Below are 11,686 nucleotides of genomic sequence, written 5' to 3'. Positions count from 1 at the left end.
TTTAGCGGTTTAATTGGTTAAGGTTTTTATAATACTGCTGCGATAACCCTAAATCTGCGGGGATTTGCGCTGCAACCGGCAATTTATCAGCTGGAATCAGCGTTTTTTGAATAGCTCTTTCTACCAACGAGATATCGCCCGGCCTAATTTTATCTGGTTTCGATAATATCCGGCGCATGGCACTTAAAGCCGGCAAGTAAGCACCCGGTTGAGCCGAGGCCTTTGAACTGAGCTGCTGATTAGCTAAAGCAAGCACATGTTCATCTGCATCGCTCATTTTTGGCGCAACCTTAAGCTGCGCTAAAACCTGCACCGCCTTTTTTAAATTTTCATATTGATCGGTACCGGGTTTAACATCCGATTTATTGATGGGTTGATTGATCTTCGACAGATCGCCGCTTAAACGTTTCTCTAATTTTAACGCCGGTGGATTATACGACGTTTTAGCTACATACATCCTTGATTTTTGCTGCAAATCTTTTAACAATCGCAGTGCTTTATACTCAAATGGCAATGCGTCTTGTGGTTTGTAAAGCCTTAATTGCAATTCGGCCTTCCACATTTCTGTAAGTGTGGCTTTAAGTTGTTTTTTTAGTTCAGGATCAAAAAACTGGGCATCCTCGGCATTATCATGTTTATCAGTGTATTTATCCAATATTACCGCCGCATTACCGTAATTTTTGATGTCCCCAACCGGATCATCTTTCACATCCGCAGGATTAATGTCAGATTCCGACTCTTCACCTAAAAACTTGCCGTAACGCAGGCGAAGCAGCTTTTGATCAATACCCAGGTCATTGCTCCGGTCATTAAACTTCACCGTTGTAATGCTGTCTTTATCCTTCAACAACTTTTCGGTATCAAGGATGATCTGCCGCTCACTACGGAAAAATTCCGGCTTTTGGTTTACCCCGCTTAGCATACCATCCATGCTTAACAATTGAGCGGTATCCTGTATAGATACTGTATAAACATCCGTGCGGCTTTGTTGTTGATGGGTATCGGTAGCCTGGATGTAAAAGTAAAGTTCATCGCCCGGCTCCATGTTTAAGGCCGGCAAACTAATTAATTTTTGCAGGCTATATTGTGGCAAGTGCGAACTGAACGAGGTAGAAAAATCGATTTTATACTCTTTGAATTTTACAGCCTCGCCGCTTCCTTTAGCTACGGTGGCGAAAACAAGCGCGGTTGCTACACCATAATCATCATTAACGGTTGCATCAATATTTACTTTTTGCGCTTCGCCCGCATCAATATAGGTGTATTGTTTAGGCGATTTGATATGAATAACCGGCGGCTGGTCTGTTATTACCTGTACCTGGTATAAGTCCGAAAGCTTGCCGTCAACGTTAACCTGGTAAAAACCTGGCTTATTAATCAGTTTTTGAATTTGCCAACCGGTTTTATCGGGGTTTATATTTTTAAGGTTAATAGTTTCCTTATCATTAAACAGCAATGMCACCTGTTTAACCGCGATATTGGTGGCGATTTTCCAGCTCACAGTCGCGCCGTCCTCTACATTTAAAGTAAATTTATCCTGGCTACGAGGCTGTTTACCTGTGTAAGCTGGCGGATGTACCGCAACGTCAATCGACGATATTTGGGGCAGTACCTTTTCGGGAATGGCATTATTTTCAGTTAATAAAACAACTCCTGCCAAGGATTGATTTGTTACCGACTGCTTATTTAGTGCCCAGGTCAATCCGACTGCAAACAACAGCAACAGTAGCGCAAGTTTTGCCCGCTTTAAAAACGAATTATGCCACTGCGGAACAGCCAGCAACTGAGTTTCTACCTTTTGTACCTGTAGTGTTTCCAGTAGGTTTAATTCTGATGCAGGTTTTAATACCAACCCGCTGCTTTCTTCCAGTTCGGGATATTGTTGATCAAGAAAATTAGCTATTAAAACGTCGCTGGTTTTCCAGGCCCGATGAATGAACAGAAAAATTGCCAGGCATAATATAAATAAGGGTAACGCCCAAAGTACCGGCACTTTAAATAAATACCATAACAAACCAATTGAAAGCAGCGATATGGCGGCAGCAAAAAGCACATCGGCAAGCAGCTGATAGCTGATATACCACCTGCGTATCGCGTTTATTTTATTTATCCCTGTAGGTACAATCATTTTAATACAGGCTTATTTTTATGGGCAACCCATCTCTCGACAATGAACGCGGCAATCAGCATCAGCCAGAAGTAGCGCGACAGATCTGTTTGCACAACTATTTTGCTATTATCTATTTTTTTTGCCGACCAAATTATATTTGGCATCATTTGCCGATGGTCAATTTTCGTTAGATCACGACTGTTTAACACTTCATAATCAGTGCCATATAAAATCAACTTCAATAATAACTTTGGGAAATTATTACTCCAAACCAGGTCATTCCAGGCGGGATTGAAACGGGAATAAAAGTGATACTGTGTAGTTTGTGGGCTTTCCTCTCGCGTTAAAACAGGGTTGCCATAGCCATCAACCCAAATAGATTTACCGCCCGAAATTTCATTTTTAACCAGTTTGTAAATTGCTGCGGGCTCTTCCCTTTCGGTTAAAGCAAAAGCGCCGCTGGCTTTTATTGACGATGATTCCGATTCGATCTTCCCCTGTTGATAGTTGAACACATGGGCAGCTTTAACCAGTATATTGGCATCAACAGGTTTATCGGAGAGCCAAAATAACCAATCCTGTTTTGCCGGTATTTGCGCCACATCAGCATATTTTTTGACTACAACCTTACGTTGGGTAAAATCAATAATCGTCTGTAAAGCAGCACCTAAATACTTTTCATCAACACTGTATTTATCGTTATAGATAGCTATCCGCAAAGTGCTTGTGTCAATCGGCGTGTATTTTTCCCGGGCCGTTTTCAAGCTGATAACTGGGCTGCCATGGTTAACATCTACTATGAATGGCGATTTTGGATCGCCCTCGGATTGGATAACATAATTCGTAAAATAGGTACCAGATGGCCTGCTATTTCCCTCGATAACTTTTATTGAATTATTACTGGTGAACCAGGCATTTTCAACCCATGTGCTTACCGAGTCGGCCGGGGTATAGGTTTGCCAATGCAGGTTAAGCGACACTGACGGTTTGTTGCCGCTAAAGTACCTTGCCTGGTTTGGGGTGAGTAAATAAACCGGCAGGGTTGGCGGTAGCTTTTCGTTTAATTTCGCCACCAGGCTCCAGTAATTTTTTACTTCAGCCTTATCTTTTAATAAACTATCATTCAGTAATTTATTTAATTCAAATTTATTGAAATCTTCATCAAAAAAATGAAACTCATAACCAGCTTTAGACAAAGAATCTACAGTAAATTTCAAATTTTTATAGGTCTCTTTCAGGTTGGCTTTAGGGATAAGCACCCACCCTTTTGTTTTGGCTATTGCCTGGCTGCGCTGCCAAAAAGGAGCGGCCAATAAAAAAGCAAGCGTCAATAAAAACAGGCATCGTAAAATAAATAGCAACACATCGTTCAGCTTAAAACTCCGGCTGCTTTTTTGGGCAGCGGCGCTTATCAGGGCGATGCTGCCAACCTTTAGGGTTTTGCCCGGCCTGATATTCCATAGGTGTATCACTACCGGGATGCTTATTGCGGCAATAGCAAACAACCATATGGGATTTAAAAACTGCATTCTTTATTTTAATTATTGAATTAGTGAATTATTGATTTGAGGAATAAATAAATTCAAACAGCACATTCAAAATTTGCTTTTATGTCGTTGTGTTAAAAAATCGCGCAGCGCTTCATCCAGCGGCTGGGCAGTGCTCAGCATCCGGTAGTAGATATGCTTGCCCAGTAATTGCATCCGGATTGCCTCTAAATGGCTTTTCAGCTTTTGCTGGTAGTCGGCTGCCTGTTGGGTGTTTATTTCGATAGTCTCCCCGGTTTCCAGGTCTTCTAATGAAGCATATCCGCTAAAGTCGAAATCAAGCTCATTTTTGCCCATCAGGTGAAATACTACCACTTCATGTTTTAAAGCTATTAGTGAATCCAGCAGTTTATTTATCTCGCCATCAGCCTGGTACATATCGGTAACAAATACCAATAGCTCCTTACGGCCATCGCCGGCAAACAGCTCCTTGTAATGAACCGGCTGCGTAAACTTACCGTTTGGTTTAACCTGTTGCAGGTGATAAAACAACCGTTGCAAATGTTGCGGATCGGGTTTGGATGCTAACGAAAACAAACCGCCATCCTGAAAAACGTACAACCCTACAGAATCGCCCTGCAAATTGGATAACCAGGCCAGCGACGCCACCAGGAAACGGGCATAGTCTATCTTTTTTATCCCGTTATCATCATGATCCATCGATGCGCTGGCATCAACCAAAAACTTTACCGAAATACTGGTTTCCACCTCCGATTCGCGGATGTAATACCGATCGCTCCGGGCAAACATGCGCCAGTCCAGCCAGCGTAAATCATCGCCGGGCTGATAGCTGCGATACTGGCTAAACTCAAGCCCAGGCCCCTTCACCTTGCTTTTGTTAAACCCATTCATGAAGCCATCAATAACCGTTTTCGCCAGTAACGGCAAATCCTTAATGGTCATTAATACTTTTGGATCAAGCTGCATTTTTGATTTCGGATTTTATTAAAGGCGTCATTATAAGGAACGAAGCAATCCTCGATTTAGCAAGTAGATTTGCATGTATGGGATTGCTTCGTTCCTCGCAATAACGCGTATTAAATCGTTTTAGGCCTGGTTATTGTTTTTATCAACTCCGCGGTCACTTTATCTGATGTAATATCTTCTGCCTCGGCTTTAAAGTTCATCAATATGCGGTGCCTTAACACAGCCGGGGCCATAGCGTGTATATCTTCCATCAAAACGGAGTAACGCCCTTTTAATAATGCCCGTGCTTTGGCTGTTAATATTAACGCCTGCCCTGCCCGCGGGCCTGCACCCCAGCGCACCCATTCTTTTACATAGCCTACTGTGGTGGTATCGGGGCGGGTGGAACGGATTACCTGGCTCACGTATTTTACCAGGTCTTCGCTTATACTAACCTGCCTTACCAGTGCCTGGGCCTGAATAATTTCTTCGGCAGTTATTACTGCCTTAACATCGGCTTTTTTGGTACCGGTGGTACGGTTCAGTACTTCAAACTCTTCCTGCTCGGTTGGGTATCCAATTTTTATCAGCAATAAAAAACGGTCTAACTGGGCTTCGGGGAGCGGGTAAGTGCCGGCCTGTTCAATAGGGTTTTGGGTAGCAAGGATAAAAAAAGGCTTATCCAGGGGGTATGTTTGGCCGCCGTAGGTTACCTCAAACTCCTGCATCGCTTCCAGCAATGCCGATTGCGTTTTTGGGGGAGTTCGGTTAATTTCGTCGGCCAGGATAATGTTGGCAAACAGCGGGCCTTTATTAAATTTAAAGAAACGTTTGCCTGTGGCATGGTCTTCCTCCAGTATCTCGGTACCTATAATATCTGTAGGCATCAAATCGGGAGTAAACTGGATACGCCTGAAGGCCAGGTGCAGCGCCTGCGACATGGTTTTTACAATGAGTGTTTTGGCCAGGCCGGGCACACCTTCTAACAGGCAATGGCCTCCGGCTAAAAATGCTACCAGCAATTCGTCCAATATGGCATCTTGCCCTACTATTACCTTTTGAATTTCGCCTTTTAAAGCAGGCAATTTGGCAAGCAGCGCTTTTATATTATTTTCGGTCAGTTCCAACTTAATACGTTTTTAATGTACTCCCCCAATATATCACCCTTTTGATTAAAAACCAGTATTTTTTATTAAAAATCAAATAAAGTATCCAAAACTTTACAAGCAATGCAAACAAATGTAGCATCAGCATAAAATATTGTACTACTTTTAAGGTTTTAAAGCACGATGGCATTCAGCGGAAAATTTACGTTTACCAGGTTAAGTTACCACTCCGGCGATTGGGATACCGATCAGCGCATGCCATCAAACCTCCTCAATTCCCTGCTGGAGTATACCACAATTCCTATTGATCAGCAGGAAAAAGTGATCCCCTTAAGCAGCGATGATATATTTTTGTACCCATTTTGCTACCTGAGCGGCCATAAGCTTGTCCAGTTTGATACCAAAGAGCGGGCGAATTTTAAAAAGTATGCAGAGAATGGCGGTTTTATTTTTGTGGACGACTGTAACCATGATATAGATGGCCTTTTTGCCAAATCATTCGAAGCGCAAATGGTTGCTTTGTTTGGCCCCACCGCATTGAAAAAAATCCCTAACAACCATAAAATATACCATTCTTTTTTCTCTTTCGATAAAGGCCCACCTACCACCAGCTTTGAATTAAATGGCTGGGGAGATGATTTGGTGCACGATTATTTAAAAGCCATTGAAATTAACGGGCGCATAGCAGTTTTGTATAGCAGTAAGGATTATGGTTGCGAATGGGACTATGACTACCGGAATAAGCGTTTCCTGGCCGAAGATAATACCAAGTTTGGCGTAAATATTATTATGTACGCGCTAAATTATTGATTGGGATTAATTTGCCCGCAATTACAATTTTAGTTAATTTACACAAACCTAAGCTGTAGATTAATGATAAACGAATATTACATTTTAAAAGGCGGCCAACAGGATGGCCCTTATACACATACCGAGTTAATGGAGGTGGGATTAAGCCCCGACGAATTAGTGTTATCGCCCATAGCCGATGACTGGCAACAAGCTACCGATTTACCCGAATTTCAGGAATACTTTAGATCAATAGGCATTTTTCAACCTGACGAACGTAATGTTGCCAATTTTTGGTGGCGGCTGTTGGCCTATGTTATTGATTACATACTTTTATTTGTAGCAACTACTATTGGCACCGTTGTGATATTGCTTATTAAAAAGATGCTATTTCATAACATCAATGATGAAACAGAAGATAGCAGATATCTGCCGATGTTCATCAGTGTACTCAGCTGGATTTTGTACAATGCCGTTTTTGAAGCCACAAAATTGCAGGCAAGCATAGGAAAAATTGTCTGCAAGATGATTGTAGTGGATGCCCGTGGCCAAAGGTTGGATTTTAGTAAAGCCCTGGCACGAAATTTTGGTAAAATACTATCAAGCCTGTTATGTTGCATTGGCTTTTTAACCGTTTTATGGAGCCCTATGCACCAGGCCTGGCATGATCAGCTTGCAAAAACGTATGTAGTCAGAAAATCTTAAGCAAATCCGTAACAAATTAACCTGTTTTGCTTCAAACACTCAAATATCCAAACTTCGCTCATTATATTTAGGACTTAAAACTGACTGACTTTGAAAAGAAAAGATTTCCTTTACCTAACCGGAATGGGCATTAGTGCATCCATGCTTAGCAGGATCCCCGTTTTCGGTTCGCCCGTTTTACCCGGCCATGATATGAGCCCGGTAGATGTGGCCCTTAAAAAACGAATGGCCGACGTGGTTTTAAATGCTGCCCGGTCAAAAGGCGCCACCTATACCGATGTGCGTATAGGCCGCTACCTTAACCAGTTTGTGGTAACCCGCGAAAACAAGGTTGAAAATATTGTTGATACCCAATCGTACGGTATGGGTATCCGCGTTATTGCCAACGGTTGCTGGGGTTTTGCCGCTACAGATAAGCTGGATAATGATAGCATAGCCAAAGCCGCCGAACTTGCCGTAGCCATAGCGAAAGAAAACGCCCGCATCCAAACAGATCCGGTACAGCTGGTGCCTCAAAAGGGCCATGGCGAAGTAAGCTGGAAAACGCCGATTGAGCGCAACGCGTTTGAAGTGCCGATGAAAGAAAAAACAGATTTATTGCTATCCGTAAATGATGCAGCCATGAAAGGCGGCGCCAATTATGTAAACTCGATCCTGTTTTTAGTCAACGAGCAAAAATACTTTGCATCTACCGACGGTTCATATATCGATCAGGATATCCACCGTATCTGGCCGTTATTCGCCGTTACTAAAATTGATGCTAAAACCGGCAAATTTGAAACGCGCCAGTCGTTAAGCGCACCACGCGGCATGGGTTATGAATATATGACCCCGCGCGAAAGTGACAAGATAAAAGGTGTAACAACCCTTTATAAAGACAGGTATGATATGCTGGAAGATGCCCGCGCGGCAGCTACCCAGGCCGATCAAAAGCTAAAAGCAAAATCTGTTGAAGCAGGCAAATACGATCTGGTTTTAGATCCAAGCCACCTCTGGTTAACCATCCACGAATCTGTTGGCCACCCTACCGAGCTCGACCGTGTACTAGGTTACGAAGCCAACTTTGCAGGTACCAGTTTCCTTACCCTGGATAAATGGGAATCAAAAAAATTCAACTTCGGCAGCAAAAATGTAAACATTGTGGCGGATAAAACCCAGGTTGGTTCGCTTGGCGCTGTTGGTTATGATGATGAAGGTGTTGAGGCCAAAAAATGGGATATTATTAAAGATGGTATTTTGGTTAACTACCAGGCCATCCGCGATCAGGCACATATCATTGGTTTAAAAGAATCGCAGGGCTGTTGCTATTCGCAAAGCTGGCAGGATGTGCAATTCCAGCGTATGGCTAACATATCCTTACAACCCGGTAAGGTGCCTATGGGCGTAAATGATATGATCAAAAACGTAGAAAAAGGCATTTACATCATTGGCGATAGTTCGTTCTCGATAGATCAGCAACGTTATAACTTCCAGTTTAGCGGCCAGCTGTATTACGAGATCAAAAATGGCAAAATTGTAGGTATGCTGAATGATGTGGCTTACCAGTCAAACACGCAGGAGTTTTGGAACTCCTGCGCCGCAGTTTGCGATGCAAATGATTATCGCTTAGGCGGATCATTTTTTGATGGTAAAGGCCAGCCTATGCAGGCCAGCGCCGTATCTCACGGGTCATCAACAGCATTATTTAAAGGAGTTAACGTAATTAATACAGCAAGAAAAATTTAATATATGGCAATTTTAACAGAAGATGAATGCCGCGCGATATTAAAAAAGGCGCTGGGCTATTCAAAAGCCGATGAATGCGAGATCAACTTTGGCGGATCAGACTCGGGTAATATCAGGTATGCCCGCAATACAGTATCTACCAGTGGCTCGTTAAGCCAAACCAGTATGGTTATTTCATCAGCCTTTGGCAAAAAACTGGGTGTGGTAACCACCAACGAATATGATGATGCCTCGGTTGAAAAAGCCGTTCGCTTATCCGAAGAGCTGGCACAGCTAGCGCCGGAGAATCCGGAGTTTGTATCCTTTTTAGGCCCGCAAACCTACGCGCCACGCTCAAAAACCTTTGTACCCGAAACTGCGGCAATTACCCCTGCCTTGCGTACAGATATGGTGGGCAAAAGCCTGGATACAGCAAAAGAAAATAAGTTAATAGCAGCAGGCTTTTTGCAAAACAGCGCGGGCTTTAGCTCGATGATGAATTCGCATGGCCTGTTTGCCTACAATACCTCTACAGATGTAAATTTCTCGGTAACCTTACGTTCTGAAGACGGTACAGGCTCGGGATACTCTACCAAGGGTTATAACGATGTGAGTAAACTGGATACACTGGCATTTACCAAAATAGCTGCCCAAAAGGCAACCGGATCGAAAGGCGCCAAAGCTATTGAACCGGGAAAATACACGGTAATTTTAGAGCCCGCCGCCGGTATTGTATTACTTGAACAATTGTATGGCGGCCTTGATGCACGCAGCGCCGATGAAGGCCGCAGTTTTTTAAGTAAACCCGGCGGTAAAACCAAACTTGGCGAAAAAATGGTTGATGAAAGGGTAAACATTTACTCCGATCCATCACACCCCGATTTGCCAACAGGCAGTTGGGCCGGCGATGGCCAACCGCAGGTAAAACGAAGCTGGATTGAAAAAGGAGTAGTTAAAAACTTCACATACTCGCGTTATTGGGCTCAAAAACAAGGCGTGAAGCCAATACCAAACCCCGACGGCATAATTATGGAAGGCGGCAATGCCACCTTGGAAGAATTGATAAAAGGTACCGAAAAAGGGATTTTGGTTACCCGCCTGTGGTACATTCGCCCTGTTGATCCGCAAACGCTATTGTTTACCGGCCTTACCCGTGATGGTACATTCTACATCGAGAACGGGCAAATCAAATTCCCGATCAAGAATTTAAGGTTTAACGAAAGCCCGGTTATCATGCTTAATAACCTGGATGCTCTGGGTAAAGCCGAGCGTACAGTAAGTGGCGAATCGGGCCAAAATGCCCTGATCCCTCCTATGCGGATTCGTGATTTTACCTTTACTTCGTTATCAGACGCGGTGTAGACATAAGATAGCAGTAAATGGTTGATCGGGTTTATTAAGTGTTGAATACCCAACATCTTTATTCTTATCTGCTACTCGTTTAATCAACTATCCACCGACCAAGCCCGGCACCATTAAAGGTCGGGCTTGGTTAGTTAGGTGACTTATGTTAAAGACTTTAACTATACTCAATTTCTGTTTTACCTAAATGAGAAGAAAAGACGACCTCCTTTGGAAAGGTATCCTCGAAGATATTTTTGATGATTTCCTATGTTTTCTTAATCCTGAGGCCCCAGAGACTTTCGATTTTGATAAAGGCTTCGAATTCCTGGATAAAGAGCTGGAGCAGGTTTTTCCGCCCGAAAATGATGAGTATTCTCCAAAGGTGATCGATAAACTGGTTAAGGTATTTACCAAAGCAGGCAAAGAAGAATGGATTTTGGTGCACGTGGAAGTACAGGGCCAATATCAAAAAGATTTTGCAAGTCGCATGTATACTTACTTTTACCGGATACTGGATAAGTATCAAAAACCAATAGTTGCCTACGCTATATTTACCGAAGCCAATACAAAAGAAAGGCCCAATTATTTTGCGATAGACTTTATGGGCACCAGCCTACGTTATACGTTTAATACCTACAAAATAGCCAGCCAAAGCGACGAGGCACTGCAAGCCAGCGACAACCCTTTTGCCCTTGTTGTGCTTACAGCAAAGGCGGCATTTGCAGGCAAAGACCTGAAAAGCAGCAGGGAACGTGATGAACTGTTGTTAAACTTAAAGCTTAGCCTAACCAGGCTATTGTTGGTCAAACAGATAAATAAAGAAAAAATAAGGGTGCTGATGAATTTTTTAAGGTATTACATACGCTTTGAAAATCAGGATATAAACACTAAATTTGAGCAACAGGTAGAAATTTTGACAGAAAGGAGCACCACCATGGGTATCGAAGAACTTTTATTGGACAGGGCCGAGAGAAAAGGCGAAAAAAAGGGTAGAAACGAAGGTAGAAAAGAAGGTAGAAAAGAAGAGGCTGTTGCTATTGCCCGCGAAATGATAAAGGATGGCTTGCCTGTTGCCCAGATCGAAAAACTCACCCGGCTTTCCGCTGAGGAGATTGAAAAATTATAAGAAACCGCTGTAAACACGTAAAAACAGCCTATGTCATAGTATGCTGGTTCCTAATAAATACAGCTTAATCCAATCGCTATAAATTTAACAAAACGAAGCACCACCATGTGCATTGAAGAACTTTTATTAGACAGGGCTGAGAAAAAAGGCGAAAAGAAAGGTGAAAGAAAAGGTGAAAAAGCAAAAGCTATTGCTATTGCCCGTGAAATGAAAAAAGAAGACATGGCTGTTGCCCAGATAGAAAAATTCACTCAACTTTCGGCTGAAGAAATAGAAAAACTATAAGAAAAAAGTTGCGGTAAACGTGCAAAAAGCCATTGTTATGGCTTGCCGATTAACAGTGATGAAG

At 42.9% G+C, this 11,686-nt stretch carries 10 protein-coding genes; 6 read left to right on the top strand and 4 right to left on the bottom strand.

The genetic code is table 11. The annotated features are described in order from the left end of the window. Position 1 precedes the first annotated feature (1 nt). The 4 genes from AC1DV1_RS09720 to AC1DV1_RS09705 all read right to left on the bottom strand — a co-directional run bounded on the left by AC1DV1_RS09720 (position 2) and on the right by AC1DV1_RS09705 (position 5,690). Positions 2–2,128, bottom strand: coding sequence for a hypothetical protein (locus AC1DV1_RS09720; RefSeq protein ID WP_477358162.1), 2,127 nt, complete (start codon positions 2,126–2,128; stop codon positions 2–4). Continuing rightward, entirely contained in the window at positions 2,125–3,639 is a 1,515-nt protein-coding gene (locus AC1DV1_RS09715) for a BatA domain-containing protein (protein ID WP_477358159.1), read from the bottom strand. The genes AC1DV1_RS09720 and AC1DV1_RS09715 overlap by 4 nt, the downstream gene beginning before the upstream one ends. 66 nt (positions 3,640–3,705) lie before the next feature. Continuing rightward, positions 3,706–4,584 carry a DUF58 domain-containing protein gene (locus AC1DV1_RS09710; protein WP_477358157.1) on the bottom strand — a complete coding sequence of 293 codons (879 nt, stop codon included), beginning with the start codon at positions 4,582–4,584 and terminating at the stop codon, positions 3,706–3,708. Between the two features lie 110 nt (positions 4,585–4,694). Further along, on the bottom strand, positions 4,695–5,690 hold the full coding sequence (locus AC1DV1_RS09705) for an AAA family ATPase (RefSeq protein ID WP_477358154.1): 996 nt from the start codon (positions 5,688–5,690) through the stop codon (positions 4,695–4,697). A 162-nt stretch (positions 5,691–5,852) separates the two neighbouring features. On the opposite strand from AC1DV1_RS09705, the gene AC1DV1_RS09700 reads away from it, so the two are divergent. The 6 genes from AC1DV1_RS09700 to AC1DV1_RS09675 all read left to right on the top strand — a co-directional run bounded on the left by AC1DV1_RS09700 (position 5,853) and on the right by AC1DV1_RS09675 (position 11,622). Continuing rightward, positions 5,853–6,479, top strand: coding sequence for a DUF4159 domain-containing protein (locus AC1DV1_RS09700; protein WP_477358151.1), 627 nt, complete (start codon positions 5,853–5,855; stop codon positions 6,477–6,479). Positions 6,480–6,542: 63 nt separating this feature from the next. Beyond that, on the top strand, positions 6,543–7,163 hold the full coding sequence (locus tag AC1DV1_RS09695) for an RDD family protein (protein WP_477358148.1): 621 nt from the start codon (positions 6,543–6,545) through the stop codon (positions 7,161–7,163). A gap of 90 nt (positions 7,164–7,253) precedes the next feature. Next, positions 7,254–8,888, top strand: a complete 1,635-nt coding sequence (locus AC1DV1_RS09690; protein ID WP_477358145.1) for a TldD/PmbA family protein — start codon at positions 7,254–7,256, stop codon at positions 8,886–8,888. 3 nt (positions 8,889–8,891) lie between these two features. Next, the gene (locus tag AC1DV1_RS09685) at positions 8,892–10,229 is read left to right on the top strand and encodes a TldD/PmbA family protein (protein ID WP_477358142.1); all 1,338 of its coding nucleotides are present in this window, start codon (positions 8,892–8,894) and stop codon (positions 10,227–10,229) included. Between the two features lie 187 nt (positions 10,230–10,416). Further along, on the top strand, positions 10,417–11,337 hold the full coding sequence (locus AC1DV1_RS09680) for an Rpn family recombination-promoting nuclease/putative transposase (protein ID WP_477358139.1): 921 nt from the start codon (positions 10,417–10,419) through the stop codon (positions 11,335–11,337). 105 nt (positions 11,338–11,442) lie between these two features. Continuing rightward, complete coding sequence (locus tag AC1DV1_RS09675) at positions 11,443–11,622, top strand: hypothetical protein (protein ID WP_477358136.1); 180 nt, start codon at positions 11,443–11,445, stop codon at positions 11,620–11,622. Positions 11,623–11,686 lie beyond the last annotated feature (64 nt).

This window comes from Mucilaginibacter sp. P4_D1 (genome assembly GCF_056401935.1).
This window is presented reverse-complemented; position numbering and strand designations above follow the sequence as displayed.